Genomic DNA, 19711 nt, shown 5'->3' on the forward strand with positions numbered 1-19711 from the left:
CTGATTGAAAGTTCTCATGAGCGCAGTACCACGCCGCTGTCGTCTTCCCACCAGACGTAAACCTTGTCGTCCCAGGTCGGTCGCGCGCCACGGCGTTCAGCGTTGGCCATGAACGACTGGACGATTTTGCCGCCCGGCAATTGCACGTAAAACACTGAGTGACCGCCGAGGTAGGCGATGTCATGCACCTTGCCTTCGGACCAGTTGTAGCGGAACTCGGGCTGGGTCGTGCTGACGAGCATTTTTTCCGGACGGATCGCGTAGGTGACCGACTTGTCCTGCACCGAGGTGCTGACGCCGTGACCGACGTAGATCTTCTGCTGCAAGTCCGGGCTGTGGATGATCGCGTGACCTTCGAGGTCTTCAACCACCGTGCCGTCGAAGGCGTTCACGTTGCCGATGAACTCGCAGACCATACGGCTGACGGGTGCTTCATAGATGTCAATCGGGCTGCCGATCTGCGCGATCCAGCCCAGGTGCATGATCGCGATCCGCTCGGCCATGGTCATGGCTTCTTCCTGGTCGTGAGTCACCATCACGCAGGTCACGCCGACGCGCTCGATGATCTCAACCAACTCCAGCTGCATTTGCGAACGCAGCTTTTTATCCAGCGCACCCATCGGTTCGTCGAGCAGCAACAGCTTTGGCCGTTTCGCCAGCGAGCGGGCGAGGGCGACACGTTGGCGCTGACCACCGGAGAGTTGATGCGGTTTGCGTTTGGCGTATTGGGTCATGTGCACCAGACGCAGCATTTCTTCAACGCGGGCGTCGATTTCACTGGCTGGCAAACGGTCCTGCTTGAGGCCGAAGGCGATGTTCTGCGCGACGGTCATGTGCGGGAACAGCGCGTAAGACTGGAACATCATGTTGATCGGCCGCTCGTACGGCGGCATGTCGGTGATGTCCACACCGTCGAGCAGAATCCGCCCTTCAGTCGGGCGCTCGAAACCGGCAAGCATGCGCAGCAGGGTCGATTTACCCGAGCCGGAGCCGCCGAGCAGGGCAAAGATTTCGCCCTGATGGATCTCAAGGGATACATCGTCAACTGCGATGGTTTCGTCGAACTTCTTGGTGACACGATCGATTTTCACCAACACCTTTTTCGGTTGCTGATGACCTTCAAGTGCCTTCCTGTAAGTGCTGGAGGCGTTTGCCATGTGAAACTCCCAACAGGTTTCAGTGCCAGGCCAATGTGGCCTGGCTTAAGTGGATTGCAAGCCTGTAAGCACATTGCCGTTCGGATCTGAGCAATACCCTGTGGGAGCTGGCTTGCCAGCGATGAGGCCGTCACCTTCAACATAAAGGGTGACTGACCCACCGCCATCGCTGGCAAGCCAGCTCCCACAGGGTTTTGCATTGATCCAACGGGTACTGCTCATACCGCTCCGGCTTGTTCGGCGCCGCCGTCCTGGCTGCCTGGGTCGTACTTGTTGTTATTACGGGTGTTGTTTTTCACGAATGACGGATGTGCGCAGGCACACCCGACTTGCGTGGGGGCAGTAAATCGTCAGGTATTGTTTGCTGATATCAGCGCTGGTTGCGTCGCGCCGCCCGTTGCCGGCAAGCTTCACCGAAGGCCTGAAAAATCTTCAGGTAGTTCGGGTTGTCCAGCACCTGCCACTCTGGGTGCCATTGCACGCCGAGGGCAAAGGTCGGGCTGTGCTCCACCGAGATCGCCTCGATCAGACCATCCGGCGCCACCGCTTCGGCACGCAGGCCGGGCGCGAGGCGGTCGATGCCCTGACTGTGAATGGAATTGACCTGGAACTCGCCGGGCAACTCCAGCGCTTCGAACACGCCGCCGCCAAGCACCGTGACCGCATGAGCCGGTGCGTATTGCACGGCCACATCCGGGCTATCCGCTTCGCGGTGATCGAGCATGCCCGGCAGCTCATGCACCTTCTGATGCAGGCTGCCGCCAAATGCCACGTTCATCTCCTGGAAGCCGCGGCAAATGCCCAGCACCGGAACGCCCGCCGCAATGGCAGCACGCAATAAAGGAAGGGTCGTGGCATCCCGCGCCGGATCGTGATCCGTACCGGGTTCGCTGGCCGGGCCTTGATAGTGGAAAGGTTCCACGTTTGAAGGCGAGCCGGTCAGCAGCAGACCGTCGAGTTGACCGAGCAGGTCCTCGATTTCAGTCAGGTTGCCAAGGGAAGGAATGACCACCGGCAGCCCCTGGGCGCCAACGCTGACAGCACGTACGTACTTGTCGCCGCTGATGTGATAGGGGTGCAGGCCAATCTGTTTGACGCACGCAGTAACGCCGATCAATGGCTTGAATGCCATTTTTATTCACCTCGAAGTTTGACACTTGAACGAGCTTTTCCGGAGCTTAGCGTCGTTGATTTTAATTAACAACTCCCGTGTAAAAAATTCTAAACGCCGTTCATCAAATCTTCATGATTGGCAGGCGTCTGGCGCCTGTTTTGGCACGCGGGTGTCAAGAAAAGCCCTAAAAATAAAGGCTGAGCGGCAGGGTGTTCGCTATTGACTTCACTTTGCCGTTCGGGTTGACTGGCTCGGCGAAACAGCAGTGAACATAATAATTAACAGCTAAATAGGTGCATCATGTCGGTCCCTCTGCGTACCGTTCAACTCAACGAAGCAAACGCATTCCTTAAGAAATATCCTGAGGTTTTGTACGTCGACCTTCTGATTGCGGATATGAACGGTGTGGTGCGCGGCAAGCGCATCGAACGCACCAGTCTTCATAAGGTTTACGAGAAAGGCATCAACCTGCCGGCCTCGCTCTTTGCCCTCGACATCAACGGCTCCACGGTGGAAAGCACCGGCCTGGGCCTGGACATCGGCGACGCCGACCGCATCTGCTATCCGATCCCCGGCACCCTCAGCATCGAGCCGTGGCAGAAGCGCCCAACCGCACAACTGTTAATGACCATGCACGAACTTGAAGGCCAGCCGTTCTTCGCTGACCCGCGTGAAGTGCTGGCCAACGTGGTGCGCAAATTCGACGACCTCGGCCTGACCATTTGTGCAGCGTTCGAACTCGAGTTCTACCTGATCGACCAGGACAACGTGAACGGCCGTCCGCAGTCGCCACGCTCGCCGGTTTCCGGCAAGCGCCCGGTGTCGACTCAGGTCTACCTGATCGACGACCTCGACGAATACGTCGACTGCCTGCAAGACATCCTCGAAGGCGCGAAAGAGCAGGGCATTCCTGCTGACGCCATCGTCAAGGAAAGCGCTCCGGCGCAGTTCGAAGTCAACCTGCATCACGTCTCCGATCCGATCAAGGCCTGCGACTACGCCGTCCTGCTCAAGCGTCTGGTGAAAAACATCGCCTACGACCACGAGATGGACACCACCTTCATGGCCAAGCCGTATCCGGGCCAGGCAGGTAATGGTCTGCACGTACACATTTCGATCCTGGACAAAGAAGGCAACAACATCTTCGCCAGCGAGGATCCCGAGCAGAACGCCGCGCTGCGACATGCGATCGGCGGTGTGCTGGAGACCCTGCCTGCGCAAATGGCCTTCCTCTGCCCGAACGTCAACTCGTACCGTCGCTTCGGCGCGCAGTTCTACGTGCCGAACTCGCCGAGCTGGGGCATCGACAACCGCACTGTTGCAGTACGTGTGCCGACCGGTTCTGCAGACGCGGTGCGCATCGAGCATCGTGTCGCCGGTGCCGATGCCAACCCGTACCTGCTGATGGCCTCGGTGCTGGCCGGTATTCACCACGGCCTGACCAACCAGATCGAACCGGGTGCGCCAGTCGAGGGCAACAGCTACGAGCAGAACGAACAGAGCCTGCCGAACAACCTGCGCGACGCATTGCGTGAGCTGGACGACAGCGAAGTCATGGCCCGCTACATCGACCCGCTGTACATCGACGTGTTTGTCGCGTGCAAGGAGAGCGAGCTGGCCGAGTTCGAAAACTCGATTTCTGACCTTGAGTACAACTGGTATCTGCATACCGTTTAAAGCCCAGCACCATCCCCTGTAGGAGCTGCCGAAGGCTGCGATCTTTTGACTTTGTTTTTCAGGATCAAGATCAAAAGATCGCAGCCTTCGGCAGCTCCTACAGGGTATCGGGTTACCAGATTTTGATCGGCGGCGTTCGTCCGCTGCTCACCACCCCCTCGTCGAGCCATAACAATGACAACGACCCGCAACGACTGGGAACAACGCTTCCAGTCCCTGACCATTGAATCCCGCGCGTTCATCAACGGTGAATACTGCCCGGCGATCAGCGGCGACACCTTTGAATGCCTGAGCCCCGTTGACGGCCGTTTTCTGGCCTCCGTCGCCAGCACCGATGAAGCCGACGCCAACCTCGCCGTGGAAGTCGCGCGCCAGTCTTTCGAATCCGGCGTGTGGGCCAACAAAGCCCCGGCCGAGCGCAAGCGCATCCTGATCCGCTTCGCCGATCTGATCCTGCAAAACCAGGAAGAACTGGCGCTGCTGGAAACCCTCGACATGGGCAAACCGATCAGCGACTCGATGAGCATCGACATCCCGGCGACCGCCAACGCGATCCGCTGGAGCGCTGAAGCCGTCGACAAGATCTACGACGAAGTCGCGGCCACACCGCACGATCAGCTCGGCCTGATCACTCGTGAGCCTTGCGGCGTGGTGGCGGCCATCGTGCCGTGGAACTTCCCGCTGATCATGGCCAGCTGGAAATTCGCCCCGGCCCTGGCGGCGGGTAACTCGTTCATCCTCAAGCCTTCGGAAAAGTCTCCGCTGACCGCGATCCGCATCGCTCAGCTCGCACTGGATGCCGGCACTCCGAAAGGCGTGTTCAACGTCTTGCCAGGCTTCGGCCACACCGTCGGCAAGGCGCTGGCGTTGCACATGGACGTCGACGTGCTGGCCTTCACCGGCTCCACGGCGATTGCCAAGCAACTGATGATTTATGCCGGCCAGAGCAACATGAAACGCGTCTGGCTCGAAGCCGGCGGCAAAAGCCCGAACGTAGTGTTTGCCGACGCGCCGGACTTGCGCGCCGCGGCACAAGCAGCGGCCGGCGCCATCGCCTTCAACCAGGGTGAAGTCTGCACCGCCGGTTCGCGTCTGCTGGTCGAGCGTTCGATTCGTGAGCAGTTCATTCCGCTGCTGGTGGAAGCACTGCAAGCGTGGAAACCCGGTCACGCCCTCGACCCGGCGACCACCGTCGGCGCCGTGGTCGATCAGCGCCAACTCGACAACGTGCTGCGTTACATCAGCATCGGTCGCGAGCAGGGCGCCGAGCTGATTGCCGGTGGTCAACGCACCCTTGAAGAAACCGGCGGCCTGTATGTGCAGCCGGCGCTTTTCGACGGCGTGACCAACGCCATGACCATCGCTCAGGAAGAAATCTTCGGCCCGGTGCTGTCGCTGATCACCTTCGACACCGTTGAAGAAGCGCTGCAGATCGCCAACGACAGCATCTTCGGCCTCGCCGCCGGGGTCTGGACCAGCAACCTGAGCAAGGCGCACACCTTTGCTCGTGGCCTGCGTGCCGGCAGCGTCTGGGTCAACCAGTACGACGGCGGTGACATGACCGCGCCGTTCGGTGGCTTCAAACAGTCGGGCAATGGTCGCGATAAATCGCTGCATGCATTCGACAAGTACACCGAGCTGAAAGCGACCTGGATCAAGCTCTAATTCTTTTACAGCGGCGGTTGCTGGCGTGAGCCGGCGACCCTCGGAGAACCGTATGAAACAACAACACGTAAACAGCTACTACGCCGCCACTCGCAACGAAGTCATCGACTTTCCGACCCTCGAAGAAGCGGTGGATTGCGACGTCTGCATCATCGGCGCCGGTTACACGGGCCTGTCCTCGGCACTGTTCCTCGCCGAGGCTGGCTATAAAGTCACGGTGCTGGAAGCGGCGAAAGTCGGTTACGGCGCGAGCGGCCGTAACGGCGGGCAACTGGTTAACTCCTACAGTCGCGACGTCGACGTGATCGAAGAGCGTTACGGCGACAAGACCGCCGAAATCCTGGGCAGCATGATCTTCGAAGGCGCCGACATCATTCGTTCGCGCATCAAGCAATACGACATCAAATGCGACTACCGTCCGGGCGGTATCTTCGCGGCGATGAACAAGAAACAACTGAATGGTCTGGCCGAGCAGAAGAAAAACTGGGAACGCTACGGCAACCGTAATCTGAAGATGCTCGACGCTGCGGACATTCGTCGCGAAGTCGGCTCCGACGCCTACGTCGGTGGTCTGCTGGACTTGCAGGGCGGCCACGTGCATCCACTCAACCTGGCCCTGGGGGAAGCTGCTGCCATCGTGAGTTTGGGCGGCAAGATCTACGAGCAATCGGCCGCGGTGGAAATCACCTACGGCGAGCCAAATGTCGTGCGCACCGCCAAAGGTCTGGTGCGCGCCAAGTATCTGTTGATCGCCGGCAACGCCTACCTGCCGCAAGGCCTCGACAACCGCGTCACCGCGAAAAGCATGCCCTGCGGCTCGCAAATCGTTGTCACCGAACCGTTGACCGAGAAACAGGCGCGCAGCCTGATCACCAACAACTACTGCGTCGAAGACTGCAACTATCTGCTGGATTACTACCGCCTCACCGCCGACAACCGTTTGCTGTACGGCGGCGGCGTGGTCTACGGCGCGCGTGAACCGGACGACATCGAACAACTGATCCGCCCGAAGATTCTCAAGACCTTCCCGCAGCTCAAAGACGTGAAAATCGACTACCGCTGGACCGGCAATTTCCTGCTGACCATGTCACGCATGCCGCAATTCGGCCGTATCGAGAAAAACGCCTACTACATGCAAGGCTACAGTGGCCACGGCGTCACCTGCTCGCACCTGGCCGGCAAACTGATCTCGGAAATGATCCGCGGCGATGCCGAACGCTTCAACGCGTTCGCGTCCTTGCCACACATGCCAATGCTCGGCGGCCGCACCTTCTCCGCCCCGCTGACCGCCCTCGGCGCCGTCTACTACTCGCTGCGCGATCGTTTCGGCATCTAAGCTAGTAATGTTCAAAATGTGGGAGCTGGCCTGCCAGCGATGGCGCCTGTAAAGACGCCATCACTCCCACTGACAACCACAAAACCTGTGGGAACTGGCTTGCCAGCGATGACGCCTGTAAAGACGCCATCACTCCCACTGACAACCACAAAACCTGTGGGAGCTGGCTTGCCAGCGATGACGGCCTGACAACCTCCACAAAGCCAACTGACACAAAAGAGATCCAACTGTGGGAGCGAGCCTGCTCGCGAAGAGGTCATATCAGCCAACATCGATGTCGTCTGACACACCGCTTTCGCGAGCAGGCTCACTCCCACAGTCACTGTATTAGCAAGGCAAGAAAGACTTTTCCCCCACCACCCATCGAACCTGCTGAGCAACACCACCAAACGTGATTTAATAGCCGCCTTTCACGGTTCCGGGACACGGGAGCAACGTGACCCGCGCCCCGGCGCGTCACCCGCCACCCACCCCCATCGCCCTTAAGTCGTTCTTACATAAGGCAGTCATGGATACGGGTTCTCGACTCAAACTAGTACGCGAAAGCTACAAACTCTCCCAGCGCGAGCTGGCCCGGCGTAGCGGCGTGACCAATGCCACCATCTCCCTGATCGAACAGAATCGCGTCAGTCCCTCCGTCAGCTCATTGAAAAAGCTGCTCGAAGGCATCCCGATGTCCCTGGCCGACTTCTTCACCTTTGACCAGCCGCCGCGCGAACATCAATACGTCTTCCGCGCCAACGAACAGCCCGACCTCGGCCGCCACGGCCTGCGCCTGCTGCTGATCGGCGCCTCGGTACCAAGCCGCCAGATGCGCTTGCTGCGCGAGCAATACGCACCGGGCGCGAGCTCCGGGGAAGAGCCGATTGTTCACTCGGAAGGTGAGGAGTGTGGGCTTGTGACGCGCGGGACTGTCGAGTTGACCGTGGATGGCTCGGTGAGTGTGCTGAATGCCGGGGATGGGTATTACTTTCCTACGACGTTGCCGCATAAGTTTCGCAATATCGGGGCGGATGAGGCTGAGATTATTAGTGCGAATACGCCGGCTAACTTCTAATTGATGCTTTAGGTAAAAACCATGCGCTGTAAGTAAATCCGACGCCTTGTTGAAGGGCGTCGGATTTTTTCTGAGTCGAGGAAAGGTTTGCAGGCTTGTCGGTTTTCATTTGTAGGAAGGCTCTGAATGAGCGCGTGATGATGCAGGGCTAATGGCGTAATGAATTATCTGGCATGTTTACATTGCTTTTCGCTTTTTTTCGGGGCGAGGGTGTGGCGGACTAGTGAGTGTTCGGGAAATGTGTTTTGTTTCGCGCTCAATCATAAAGGGTGTCCTCGGCTGTTTTTGATTTTGGAAACGCCTGACTCAAACTGAATAGCTCCTGCGATCACGCCTATTCCGTTCTCGATGTAGAAGGCAGACTTCCTTGAAAGCTCTGAATACTCGCTGCTAATTGCATCAAATCCTTGTTTTGCACTAATAACACCTTCATCTACCGCTCGAACAATCTCATTCGCATAAGATGAAACAACCTCGCCAAGCTTGAGTTGGCTGAAGCTATCGTACAACCGAATCGCGCTGATCTGGCACCCGAATGCGACCAGATCGGAAGCAGCCCGGGTAACGTCGTTGATGTCACACGAATCCTCATTCATCTTCATTTTCCCAACGGCTGAAACCGCACGTGCCAGCCTGTAAGTGTGTCCAACTGATTTCGCGATAAGTAAACGACACCAATTCTTGAGGCTGGGCGTCGTTCAAGTGGATGGCGTGGGGAACCTGGAGGTTGATGTGGGCGATTTTTGCGCCGGCAATGTGGATTTTGAAGTACTTGTCCTGTGTGCCAGCGGGTGAGGTTCGGTAGAAGAAGATGGTGCAGTCCAGCACTTCACGCTCATGAAGTGCGGCGGATAGCAGTGGTGAGGATTTGTCGATGTTCTTGGTAATCATGATCGGCAAGTGTTGGCCACGATCTGCGGTGACGCTGCCGTTATTGCCGGTGGTCATGTTGTGGGAATAGGCCAGTACCATTATTTCGTCAAGGTGACCCAGTTGGCACTTGTTGCCGATTGAATTAGTGTCGGAACAACCGGCGGAGATCAGTCCTCGTCTGTTTCCGGTAATGCTCATGTAACTGTGGTTGGCCATGGATGCTCTGCTTTGTTGAATGGAAAACTCTTGGTTGAAGAGTAACCGTCCACTAAAGCCGGAACAGTGAGGCGTCGGTGCGCTGTTGGTGATTTTCAGAAGCGTCTTACAAGGGGCGCGGAAGTCAGGAAGTGATTATTCCGAAGTGCCAACGACGTTATCGCTGATTAGATGACCGGGCGTTTATGGAATTGGCACTTTGGCAACGTTTTGGTTATGAGGTGGGTGCGTCAAAGCCTCGCTGTTCGATTACCCGAAACACGTCACTCACGTCTTGCACCATGATTCTGGCGATATTGGTCACGGTGTTGATGTCGTGTTCGGCGTAGTCGGGGAGGCTGGTGCAGGCGATGAGGTCGAGGTATTTGAGGACGGCGTTGAGGCGTTCGGCGAGGCAGGCGTGGAGTTCGCGCAGTGGGGCGTCGGCGTCGATCAGGAGGACGGGGTTGTCGGTGGCGGGATGGGACATGTGGGCGTAGTGGTGGAGCGGTTTTTTGATCGTCATAAGATTGCTCTTCAAATAATTAAGAAGTGCCACCTTTCTGCTGCGAAACAAATGGGTGGCAGCTGTATGCGGGTTCGCAGACCGGAGAAGAGTCAAACCGGCAGACCCGAAGGTCTCCCACACACAGCCGCCATATAACGAAACGGCGGCGGATTTTGCCACAGTTGTCATCTAGCGGTGTGTGTCACTTCTGAGGGCTGCGAAACCCATCGCCAACTGCGGTCAGCGACAGCCCCACTCTAGGCAGCAATTCCTGCCGCCACAACCGACCTGTAGGACGCAAACCCGACCCTGTGGCGAGGGAGCTTGCTCCCACTCGGTGACGCATTCGTCGTAATCCGTGGCCTGCGGCGTGTCTGGAGAAATGAGCTCGCCGGTTTGGGGCCGCTTCGCAACCCATCGGGTATGAATCCCCTCGCCACAAGGGGTGTTTTCCTACGCGTTTTTCAGACTCCAATTCGCTCGATCTCAAGGCATGGCTTTTGTTTGGTGCGCGGGCCACAAACACTACTTCGCCTTCCAATTCCCCCCACCACTTTCACAATCAATCTTCGCCTGCCCCAAATCCTCCGCACCGTAGTAATACGTAGTCACCTGCGCACCATCCGGGATGTTCAACGCCTTGGCGTTTTTATCCTTGCTGGTGGAGTGCGGGTTGGCGAGGGATTCCTGCGTGAGGGTGGCGATGCAAGTGGCCTGGTAGTGGTCGTCGCACTGCTGGACCTTTTTCTTGACGGCGTTGACCATGTCTTTGCTTTCGTTGCTGCACGACCAATCGATGGCGTTGACCGGCGTTCCTTCGTACTCATAGCAACTGTGGCCGGATACGGCAGGCACGGCGGAGCTGGAAGAACGGGTTTGGACGTCGCAGCCTTCGGCCATGACGCAGGTGGGGATGACGCAGAAAGTGGCGAGCAGAAGCAGGAATCGAATGTTCATCGGGCTTTCCTCTTCAAGGGCGCCGGTTCTGAGCATTCAGTTGGCGCTATAGGGTTTCGAGAGGGCGTAGATGACGGAGGTTCAATCGGGTTTTTCATTTGCGCGGTTCGCGTAGACTGCGAAACAATCGGAAACATTCAACGCACCCAAGGAGTGGAAGTTGCCCATGATTGAAATCAACAGTCGCAACGACTCTCCCGCCTCGCGCCAACGGAGATGCTCATGACTCAAACACTCGAACGCGCTATAGCCATCGCCGCCACCGCACACGCCGGGCAGGTGGACAAGGGTGGGGCGCCGTACATTCTGCATCCGCTGAAAGTGATGCTGCGCATGACCACGCTGGAAGAGCGCATCGTCGCTGTGCTGCACGATGTGGTCGAGGATTGCGAAATCAGTCTCGATGATCTGCGTAAGGAAGGCTTCAGCGAAGTAGTGCTGAGCGCTATCGAATCGGTGACCAAAGTGCCCGGCGAGTCATACGAGGATTTCGTCGAACGCGCCGCGCAGAACCCGATCGGCCGGGTGGTGAAACTGGCGGATCTGGAAGAGAACAGCGACCTGTCGCGGATCGCCTCGCCGAGTTGGGAGGATCTGGAGCGGATCGAAAAGTATCGGCGGGCGATTGGCCGGTTGCGCTCATAAATTGCGACGCCCTGGTGTAGGAGCTGCCGAAGGCTGCGATCTTTTGACTTTGATTTTAAAAAGCCAGATCAAAAGATCGCAGCCTTCGGCAGCTCCTACAGGGGATCAGGTTGGTCAGTTGAATAGCCAGGAAGGCGAATATGAAATCCATTCTGTGTTTGTTGATCGCTGCCGGGTTTGGCGCGGTGTTGCAGTCCCTCGGCGTGCCTCACGGTTTGCTGTTGGGCTCGATCCTTGTCACGGCATTGGTCGTGACAAAATCGGGTTTCGCACCCGCGACGCCTTATGGCTTGGGCTACATACAGGTGACGCTGGGCATCGCCACGGGGTTGATGTTCGAGGCGTGGGACAGCGCGACGGCATCGGCCATGTTGCCGAGCCTTGGCGTGTTGCTGATGTGTCTGATCGTGCAGATAGCGCTGGCGGGTTGGTGGCTGACGCGAGGGGCAGGGTGGAATCGCACTGATGCGCTGTTGGCGGTGTATCCGGGGGCACTGGCGGCGGTGTTCGATTTGCTGGAGTCGGAAAAGGCTTCAAGCAAAGTCATCATCGTGCACCTGATGCGGCTGTTGCTGATCACGGTGCTGGTGAGCTTTTTGATTCCGGGACAGGCATCGGTGGCGGTGGTTGAAAGCGCTCCGTTGACGACGGGGATGGCGCTGACCGTATTCGCAGTGATCGGTTTGAGCGTCGTGCTTGGACGCTTGCTGCTGGTGATCGGCGTGCCGGCGCCGTTCATGCTCACGGCGATCATCATCACGGCGGTTTTCGTCAAAGCAGGGTGGCTGCACGGCTTTCACATGCCGGAGTGGAGTTTGAATCTGGCGGCACTGATTCTTGGCGTGCGAATCGGCTCGCGGTTTCAGGGGCTGGGCGTCAAGGAGTTGGGCCGGCATGGCCGCACGGCGCTGGTCTCGGTCGGGTTGATGATCGTGGTCGCGGCGGGATTTGCGGAAGTGGCGGCGCGATTTTTGGACAGTGATCCGCTGTCGCTATGGCTGGCGTACATGCCGGGGGCGATCGAGACGATTGCGATTGTCGCGTTCGCGGGTGGACTGAATGTGGTGTTTATCCTCACTCACCACTTGGCGCGGATGGTGCTGCTGCATTTTGCGCCGGCGTTGTTGGTGCAGGTACGGCGGGTGCGGGAGGGCTAGGGTGAGGGGCTCTTGATCCTGCCTCTTGAACTACACTTCTTGATTACCCCGCATCACCGCCAACCCCAGGCCCGCCGGAGGTAATCATGTATCGCCTAACGTCCATCACGCTGATAATCGCTGCCCTGTACGCCACTCACGCCAGCGCCGAATCCATCGTTCCGCTCAAAGGCCAGTCTTCTCAACAAACCCAGATCGACATCAACGACTGCCACTCCATCGCTTCGTCTTCGCCGACTTCAACACCCCAAGCGGGTGGTCGTCTGAAGGGGGCCGCTGTCGGTGCCGCTGCCGGAGCAGTAGGTTCTGAAGTCCGCGGCCGTCAACACGACGAGGTTTACGACCGCGTCGACGATGATCGCAAACAGGATTACCGACAGAACCGGGCCCAGCAAACCGCTGCGGCCGGTGCGGTAGTCGGTGGCTCTCGACAGCGGCAAGAACGTCGCGCGCAGAGCAAAACCGATGCAGCGGCCAGTTCCAGTGCCTACACCGGGTGTTTGCAAGGACGCGGCTATCAGGTCACGCCCTGACGGCGGGTTCTGTGCCCTTGGAGCAGGTGCATCATCAATACGCCGTAAAGCGTAACCAGAATAAACAGGGCCATGCGCACGGCAAACGCTGTGTAGACGTCTTTGCCTGCTGCGCTGTCCTGCACTGATTGGCCGAGCAGGATGATCATTGTTATCAGGGTGTTGAGCCAGAACCCCGGGCTGAGTTGCGTCGGGCTGAGGCGATAGAGTTTGCGCGCCAGCCATAGCCCGATCAGCAGCGTCCACAGAAAGAACATCCACAGGTGCACGAAAAGGCTTAATCCGCACCACACCAGCACCGCCAAAACGCCGGCGAGCAGGGTCGAGCCGAGCAGTTCACGCCCCGCGTGATGGGTGTTGGTCGTGGAGCTTTGTTGGCCGAGGCTGACAGCTTTGAGGATGATCGGCATGTAGCTGGCCGGGTCGCTCAGGGCCAGCAAAAAGGTTGGCAGCACGATCAACGTGGCGCGCAGGGCCACACGTGGGACTTCGTCGCCGGGCATGGCGGGCGGCTTGGGTGGGAGCGGGCTATCAGGCCGCTCAGGAAACAGCGCGTGGCTGACGCCGACCACCGCCACCGCCAGCAACAGGCCTTTGACCAGCGCACCAATCACCGCCATCGCCAGATCGAATTCGGCGAACCCGGCGGCGGAGATCATGGTCATGCCGATCACCAGAAAGGTCACGATCAACGGGTTGCCGCCGCGCAAGCCAAAGCGGAACACCAGAAACAGACCGAGGCCGATCAACAACACGCCACTCACCGGGTAGTAACGCAGCAGCGGCATCAGCAGCAGCCCGATGCTGGTGGTGAGCGCCGCGACCAACGCCAGCACCAGCGCACCTTTGAGCGGCAATGGCCGGGGCAGACTGGCCAGCAACAACACCGCCAGCACCGGCGAAATAAACGCCAGCGGCAGCGCCAGCGCATAACTGACGGCGGTGCACAGCGCGGTGCCGAACGCCAGGCGCAACGCCCGTTGCGCCGGGACGCTGCGCTCAGTAGGCATACGACAGCCAGCTCATCAGCCCGACAAACAGCCGCCCCAGCGGATTGAGCGGGTTGCCTTCGCTGGGGAAGGCCATGACTTCAGCCTGACCACCGGCACGGATCGCGCGGTTGTCGACCAGGCGTTTTTTCGCCTCCTCAGTGAACTCGATAATCACCGGAAAACGCTGCGCCGGACGCAGCCAGTCGCGGCTGTTCTGGATGCTCGGCAAGGTGCCCGGCGCTGGCGTCTGGCCGACGCTGACGCCATAGCCGACGCTGCGCACTCGGCCATCGAGGACTTCGCCGGGCAGCGCGTCGAGGACGATGGCCACCGGTGTTCCGGGTTGCACGCGGCCGAGGTTGTTTTCGGTCAGATCGGCGCTGATCCACACATCATGGATGGCGATCAAGGTCATCACCGGGCTGCCGACAGCGGCGAACTGGCCGACATCGGTGCGCAGGTCGGTGATCAACCCGGCCGAACGTGCGCCGATGCGAGTGTTGGCCAGATCCAGTTCGGCTTTTGCCAGTGCCGAGGCCGCGCTGCGCAGCTGCGCGTTGGTGTCGGTGTTGCCGCCTTCCTGCTCCTGCGCGCGCTGCACTTCGGCGCGGGCGGCGGCGACCTGGGCGACCGCCTGTTCGCGGTTGGCTCGCGACACTTCGAGCAAGCGCACGGAGATGGTGCCCGGATCCTGTTTGTACAAACCTTCGAGGCGTTGATTGTCTTGCCGCGTCTTGAGCTCGTTGGCTTGCGCGGCACGCAGCGAGGCCTGGGCCGAAGCGATGCCGGCGGTGCTGGCGCCGACCTGCCGGCGGGTCGATTCCAGATCGGCTTTCGCCCGATCCACGGCGATTTGCAGCGGCTGCGGATCGAGCTCAAAGAGGACGTCGCCAGCCTTGACGTCTTGGTTGTTGCGCACGTTGACCCGGATCACCCGGCCGGCGACTTCCGCCGCCACCGGAATCACGAATGCGCCGACCCGCGCCTGCTGGGTGTAGGGCGTGTAGCGGTCGGCGAGCAGGTACCAGGCCAGGCTCAGCACAATCAACAGCAGCACCCAGCGGATGCCTTTTTTGGCCGGATCGCTCGGGGCTGGCGTGGGCGCCGGAGGGGGAGGTGCGGCGTCAGTCATGGCGGCGGTCCTGCGACGGGAGTGGATACAGCGGTTGGGCGGGCGGCGCGGTGAGCAAGTCGCCCCAATTAGTGCGTTGTCGCATCTGTTCGCGTGTCGGTTCGTCGATCTGCGGCGAAGTGCTTTGCCAACCGCCGCCAACGGCTTTGTAGAGGGCGATCAGGTTGCTCACGGCGTTGCTGCGACTGACCAGATAGTTGTCCTGCAATTCCAGCAGCGCGCGTTGCGCGTCGAGCACGCGCTGGAAGTCCGAATAGCCTTCGCGATATTGCGTGTTGGCCAGCACCAGTGAACGCCGCGCGGCACCTTCTGCCTCCCGCAAAATCCGCTCGCGTTCCAGCGCTTTACTCAAGCCACTGGCGGCGTCATCGGCCTCGCGTGCGGCTTGCCGAACCTTGTCGCGATAGGCTTCGATCAGTTGCTGCAAGCGTGCGTCCTGCACCCGTATGTTGTTGCGGATACGCCCGTAATCGAAGATGTTCCAGCGCAGGCTCGGCCCGCCGATCAGGTCGAGGCTGCGCGGCGTGGCGCTGAGGGAGTCGGTAGACCAGACGATGCTGCCGAGCAAGGTCAGCGATGGATACAGATCGGTTTCAGCGACACCGACCAGCGCCGATTGCGCGGCGACATTCAGTTCCGCCGCGCGCACATCCGGACGGCGCAGCAGCAGGTTGGCCGGTACGTCTTGCAGCACGGCGCGATCCACCAACGGAATCAGCCCCGGTTGTTCGGCGAGCAGCGCCGCGCCGCCGGGCGGCTGGCCAACCAGCACCGCCAGCGCATTGCGCGTGCGCAGCAGCTGATCTTCAAATGCCGGGATGCTGCTCAGCGTGCCAAGGTATTGGGTTTTCGCCTGTTGCAGATCGAGTTCAGCGCTCTGGCCGCTGTTGAAGAGCTTTTCGGTTATCTCGAAATTACGCTTCTGCTGGACAGCGTTTTCCCGCGCGACGCGCAGCCGCGCTTCAGTGGTGCGCAGGGAAAAATAGGTGTCGGCGACTTGTGCGCGCAGCAATACGAGGGCGTCTTCGTAGTTGGCTTGCGCGGCGAAATATTGCGCATCGGATGACTCGATGGCGCGACTGAAGCGGCCCCAGAAATCCAGTTCCCAACCGACATCAAACGCGGCGCTGTGCTGCCAGAAGTGCAGATCCTGCGGATTGTTGCCGCCGGACTGGTGACGGTCGATGTAAAGGCTGTCGACGCCGAGCTGTTGCAATTGCGGGTAGCGGCCGCTTTCGGCGATACCCAGTTGTGCGCGGGCTTCGAGGACTCGCAGGCCTGCGATTTTCAGGCTGCTGTTGCGCGCATCGGCTTCGCTGATCAGGCGATCCAGCACCGGGTCACCGAAGACTTGCCACCATTGGCGCAGATCGGGATGGGCGGCGCGTTCACTGGCCTGCTCCAAGGCCGTGCTGTTCCATTGTTTGCTCCATGCTTCGGCGGGCGGCTGGAAATCCGGCCCCAGGCGCACGCAACCGCCCAAACTCAAGACGCCGAGCAATAACAAATGACCGGATCGCGTCAGCAGTGCTGTTGTTGCAGGCATTGCTTGTTTCCCGGGCCGTAAATATCAGTGGAGCATAGACGGCCAATTGCAAGTTGTTCGGGCGAATCTGCTGCTACGCTTTTGAGGCATCGCAACTCCACCCAGACAGGTAAGAAACCATGGACACTGCCCAAGATCCGCAGACCCCGGCGGCACCCGCAACCTGGCGCTTCAAGGTCGGTGTGGGGATCATTTGCCTGATGCTCGGTTCGTGGTTGATGGTGCCGCTGGCGGCCGCGCTTGATGTGCCTGGCTCAAAAGTCGCGGCACTCACTGGCGTGTTGTTTATCAGCAACAAGGTGTTGTTGCTGGTGGTGATCGCGGTGATGGGCAAGGCCGGATTTGCCGAACTCAAGCACACGATCGGGCGTTATGTCTCGGGGATCATTCCAGCCCCGGTGGACGAGGTTGGCCCGACGCGCCATCGCATCGGCGTGGTGATGTTTTGCCTGCCGTTGCTGTCGTCTTTTCTGGAACCGTATTTCGATAACTTCTGGCCAGGGTTGCGGCCCAACCTGTGGCAAATGCAATTGCTTGGGGATTTGATGTTTGTTGGCAGTTTTTTTGTGCTGGGGGGGAATTTCTGGGACAAGGCTCAAGCGCTGTTCGTGCGCAAGGCGCGTGTGGTCAGCGTTTGAGAGAGCGTGAAATCATGTCGGTGAGGGGATAAATCCCCTCGCCACGATCCTGATATGCGCGTGGAGAATGTGACCGCATCACGCGTGCCCGAGGGCAACCGCGAAAGACACAACGATCATGCAAGCGAAGGCGAAATTGAGATTCATGCGGTGTCCATCCTGAGACTTTTGAGAGTGGCGTCATTCTGAACAGGTTGAATGCAAAGGAAAAATTCGCCTTGTCGATTCCAATGATCGAAGCCATCGATACCTGTCTGTTTGTGTTTGCCTGAGGCTTTCGCTAATCTGCGCGAAAACCTGCAACTACAAGCATAAACAGGCAGAACCATGCACGATCATTCCGTCACCGAACTGCCGTCCCTGCGCCGACAGAAAATCCTTTTGATCCTGGAACGCGACGGCAAGGTCATGGCCTCCGAGCTGAGCCAGCATTTTGCGGTGTCTGAAGATACGATCCGCCGCGACCTCGCCGAACTCGACAACGCCGGGCTGGTGCAGCGAGTACACGGCGGGGCGTTGCCGCGGCCCAAAGACACCGGCAAGGATTACTTCACCCGCATCAGCGAAACCGATGAAGTGAAGACCCGCCTGGCGCAGCTCGCTGCCGGACGGGTCAAGGACGGCCAGATCGTGCTGTTCGATTCCGGCACCACCACTTTGCAGATCGCGCGCTCATTGCCTGCGGACATCCGGATTACCGCCGTTACCACCTCGCCAATGACCGCGATCACACTCGCCGAATACCAAGGCATCAAGGTGATTCTTGCGGGCGGGCAACTCAATCTGGCGACGATGTCAGTCAGCGGCCACGAAACCGTGCGGCTGCTGCAAAGTATCAAGGCTGACGTGCTGTTTACCGGGGTCTGCGCGATTCACCCGGAGGTGGGGCTGAGCTCGCTGTATTTCGATGAGGTGCCGGTGAAGCAGGCATTGTTCGAGAGCGCCGCCCAAGTGATTGCAGTCACCACGGCGGACAAGCTGGGGGCGGTCGAGCCGTTTGTGGTGACGCCGTGCAATCGCGTGCATACGCTGATTACCGAGCAGCATCTGGCATCGGGCAGTGTCGAGGATTATCGGCGGTTGGGGATTGAGGTGGAGCAGTTGCCGGATTGAGATTTTGTGTTGAGGCTAATGCCCCCATCGCTGGCAAGCCAGCTCCCACAGTGTCCGCGTCGTACACAGCGTCCATGTACACCAATAAAAACCTGTGGGAGCTGGCTTGCCAGCGATGGGGCCAGGGCCGTCAACGCAATTTTTCAAGCATCTGGTAATACCACATCCCCGCCGCCAGCAACGGATTGCCGAGCAAATCCCCCATCGGCACGCGAATGTGCTGACACGCCGCGAACGTATCGTACTGCTCCATCTGCCCGGTAATCGCCCGGCTCATGATTTCGCCCATGATGTGCGTCGTGGCGATGCCATGCCCCGAGTAACCCTGGCAGTACCAGACGTTGTCCGAGAGTTTGCCCAGTTGCGGGATGCGGTTGATGACGATGCCCATCGCGCAACTCCACTGAAAGTCGATCTGCACGCCTTTTAGCGCCGGGAAAGTCTGCTCGATGCACGGGCGCAGTTCGGCGGCGATGTCGAGTGAGTCCTTGCCGCTGTAGTTGGCGCCGCCGCCAAACAGCAGACGGCCGTCGGCAGTGAGGCGGTAGTAGTCGAGGACGAAACGGCAGTCGTACACCGCGAGGTCTTCGGGGTTGATCTGCCTGGCCAGATCGCCCAGCGGCGCGGTGGTGACGATGCCGCCCATGGCCGGGAAAATCTTGCCCTTTAGCTGGCCAGGTTCGAGCTTGTGATAAACGTCGCCGGCCAGCATCACCTGGTTGGCGTCGATCTGGCCGTGGGCAGTTCTCACGCCTGGAGTGTCACCGTGAATGATCTCCAGCACTTCGCTGTTTTCGAAGATCAGCGCACCGAGACTTTCCGCCGCCCGCGCTTCACCGATGCACAGGTTGAGCGGGTGCAGGTGCATGTTGCGGGTATTCTTGATCGCGCCGTGGTAAAGGTCGCTTTGCAGCAGATCGCGCACCTGACTGCGGTCGAGCAGGCTGACCTCGTCACCCAGACCGCGACGCACCGCTTCTTCGTAATCCTTGCGCAGATCGCTCATGTGGCTCGGCTTGTACGCGGCGTGCAGGTGGCCGTGCTTGAGGTCGCACTCAATGGCGTATTTTTCCACGCGCTGTTTGATGATTTCGTGGCCGCGCCAGCGCAGATGCCAGATGAAATCGTCGACCTCGTCACCGAGTGTCGGGCGCATCTGTTTGCGCATGGCGCCGTCGCCGGAGAGGCTGCCGGTGACCTGCCCGCCATTGCGCCCGGTGGCGCCCCAGCCGATCTTGTTGCTTTCGACGATGGCGACCTTCAAGCCTTTTTCGGCGAGTTCGACAGCGGTGGCGACGCCGGTGAAGCCGCCGCCGATGATCACCACATCAACCTTGTGCCGGCCCTGCAGGGTCGGGTAATCGGTCTCTTGGTTGAGGGTGGCGGTGTAGTAGGAATTGCAACGTTCAGTCATGT

Annotated in this window: 19 protein-coding genes; 9 read left to right on the top strand and 10 right to left on the bottom strand. The window is 59.4% G+C overall.

Annotated elements, in window-relative coordinates; genetic code table 11:
• Positions 1–14: 14 nt before the first annotated feature.
• Positions 15–1157, bottom strand: a complete 1143-nt coding sequence (gene potA / locus AB4P97_RS06960) for a polyamine ABC transporter ATP-binding protein (protein WP_042558752.1) — start codon at positions 1155–1157, stop codon at positions 15–17.
• A 370-nt stretch (positions 1158–1527) separates the two neighbouring features.
• Positions 1528–2289, bottom strand: coding sequence for a gamma-glutamyl-gamma-aminobutyrate hydrolase family protein (locus tag AB4P97_RS06965; RefSeq protein WP_042558753.1), 762 nt, complete (start codon positions 2287–2289; stop codon positions 1528–1530).
• A gap of 282 nt (positions 2290–2571) precedes the next feature.
• On the opposite strand from AB4P97_RS06965, the gene AB4P97_RS06970 reads away from it, so the two are divergent.
• From AB4P97_RS06970 to AB4P97_RS06985, 4 genes are all read left to right on the top strand, one after another.
• Positions 2572–3948, top strand: coding sequence for a glutamine synthetase family protein (locus tag AB4P97_RS06970; RefSeq protein ID WP_042558754.1), 1377 nt, complete (start codon positions 2572–2574; stop codon positions 3946–3948).
• Between the two features lie 174 nt (positions 3949–4122).
• On the top strand, positions 4123–5613 hold the full coding sequence (locus AB4P97_RS06975) for an aldehyde dehydrogenase (RefSeq protein WP_395602296.1): 1491 nt from the start codon (positions 4123–4125) through the stop codon (positions 5611–5613).
• Between the two features lie 52 nt (positions 5614–5665).
• Positions 5666–6949, top strand: a complete 1284-nt coding sequence (locus AB4P97_RS06980) for an FAD-binding oxidoreductase (RefSeq protein ID WP_042558756.1) — start codon at positions 5666–5668, stop codon at positions 6947–6949.
• 508 nt (positions 6950–7457) lie between these two features.
• A complete protein-coding gene (locus AB4P97_RS06985; RefSeq protein ID WP_042558757.1) occupies positions 7458–8006 on the top strand; it encodes a cupin domain-containing protein in 549 nt (182 codons plus the stop codon).
• Positions 8007–8266: 260 nt separating this feature from the next.
• Here AB4P97_RS06985 and AB4P97_RS06990 read toward each other — a convergent pair whose 3' ends face one another.
• The 4 genes from AB4P97_RS06990 to AB4P97_RS07005 all read right to left on the bottom strand — a co-directional run bounded on the left by AB4P97_RS06990 (position 8267) and on the right by AB4P97_RS07005 (position 10539).
• Positions 8267–8602, bottom strand: a complete 336-nt coding sequence (locus AB4P97_RS06990; RefSeq protein ID WP_273878565.1) for a hypothetical protein — start codon at positions 8600–8602, stop codon at positions 8267–8269.
• Positions 8595–9095 carry an Hcp family type VI secretion system effector gene (locus AB4P97_RS06995; RefSeq protein WP_395602297.1) on the bottom strand — a complete coding sequence of 167 codons (501 nt, stop codon included), beginning with the start codon at positions 9093–9095 and terminating at the stop codon, positions 8595–8597. The genes AB4P97_RS06990 and AB4P97_RS06995 overlap by 8 nt, the downstream gene beginning before the upstream one ends.
• Before the next feature lie 214 nt (positions 9096–9309).
• Positions 9310–9600, bottom strand: coding sequence for a hypothetical protein (locus AB4P97_RS07000; protein WP_047300721.1), 291 nt, complete (start codon positions 9598–9600; stop codon positions 9310–9312).
• 507 nt (positions 9601–10107) lie between these two features.
• Complete coding sequence (locus tag AB4P97_RS07005) at positions 10108–10539, bottom strand: hypothetical protein (RefSeq protein WP_042558760.1); 432 nt, start codon at positions 10537–10539, stop codon at positions 10108–10110.
• A 222-nt stretch (positions 10540–10761) separates the two neighbouring features.
• On the opposite strand from AB4P97_RS07005, the gene AB4P97_RS07010 reads away from it, so the two are divergent.
• The 3 genes from AB4P97_RS07010 (at position 10762) to AB4P97_RS07020 (ending at position 12874) form a co-directional block, all read left to right on the top strand.
• A complete protein-coding gene (locus AB4P97_RS07010; RefSeq protein ID WP_200615814.1) occupies positions 10762–11184 on the top strand; it encodes an HD domain-containing protein in 423 nt (140 codons plus the stop codon).
• 140 nt (positions 11185–11324) lie between these two features.
• Positions 11325–12341, top strand: a complete 1017-nt coding sequence (locus tag AB4P97_RS07015) for an AbrB family transcriptional regulator (RefSeq protein WP_395602298.1) — start codon at positions 11325–11327, stop codon at positions 12339–12341.
• An 86-nt stretch (positions 12342–12427) separates the two neighbouring features.
• A complete protein-coding gene (locus AB4P97_RS07020; RefSeq protein WP_047300724.1) occupies positions 12428–12874 on the top strand; it encodes a YMGG-like glycine zipper-containing protein in 447 nt (148 codons plus the stop codon).
• Here the strand turns inward: AB4P97_RS07020 and AB4P97_RS07025 are convergent.
• From AB4P97_RS07025 to AB4P97_RS07035, 3 genes are read right to left on the bottom strand one after another with little or no spacing between them, the layout of a single operon-like run.
• Positions 12859–13884: a DUF2955 domain-containing protein gene (locus AB4P97_RS07025; protein WP_047300725.1), complete on the bottom strand. Its 1026-nt coding sequence runs from the start codon at positions 13882–13884 to the stop codon at positions 12859–12861. The genes AB4P97_RS07020 and AB4P97_RS07025 overlap by 16 nt on opposite strands.
• On the bottom strand, positions 13874–14998 hold the full coding sequence (locus tag AB4P97_RS07030; RefSeq protein ID WP_395602299.1) for an HlyD family secretion protein: 1125 nt from the start codon (positions 14996–14998) through the stop codon (positions 13874–13876). The genes AB4P97_RS07025 and AB4P97_RS07030 overlap by 11 nt, the downstream gene beginning before the upstream one ends.
• Positions 14991–16544: an efflux transporter outer membrane subunit gene (locus AB4P97_RS07035; protein WP_395602300.1), complete on the bottom strand. Its 1554-nt coding sequence runs from the start codon at positions 16542–16544 to the stop codon at positions 14991–14993. Before AB4P97_RS07035 ends, AB4P97_RS07030 begins: the two co-directional genes overlap by 8 nt.
• A 119-nt stretch (positions 16545–16663) precedes the next feature.
• On the opposite strand from AB4P97_RS07035, the gene AB4P97_RS07040 reads away from it, so the two are divergent.
• Entirely contained in the window at positions 16664–17182 is a 519-nt protein-coding gene (locus tag AB4P97_RS07040) for a transporter suffix domain-containing protein (RefSeq protein WP_042558768.1), read from the top strand.
• A 327-nt stretch (positions 17183–17509) separates the two neighbouring features.
• Positions 17510–18295, top strand: coding sequence for a DeoR/GlpR family DNA-binding transcription regulator (locus AB4P97_RS07045; RefSeq protein ID WP_042558769.1), 786 nt, complete (start codon positions 17510–17512; stop codon positions 18293–18295).
• A gap of 130 nt (positions 18296–18425) precedes the next feature.
• Here AB4P97_RS07045 and AB4P97_RS07050 read toward each other — a convergent pair whose 3' ends face one another.
• Positions 18426–19709: an NAD(P)/FAD-dependent oxidoreductase gene (locus AB4P97_RS07050; protein WP_395602301.1), complete on the bottom strand. Its 1284-nt coding sequence runs from the start codon at positions 19707–19709 to the stop codon at positions 18426–18428.
• Between the last annotated feature and the right edge of the window lie 2 nt (positions 19710–19711).

This window comes from Pseudomonas sp. A1230 (assembly GCF_044218825.1).
Classification (GTDB): domain Bacteria; phylum Pseudomonadota; class Gammaproteobacteria; order Pseudomonadales; family Pseudomonadaceae; genus Aquipseudomonas; species Aquipseudomonas iridis.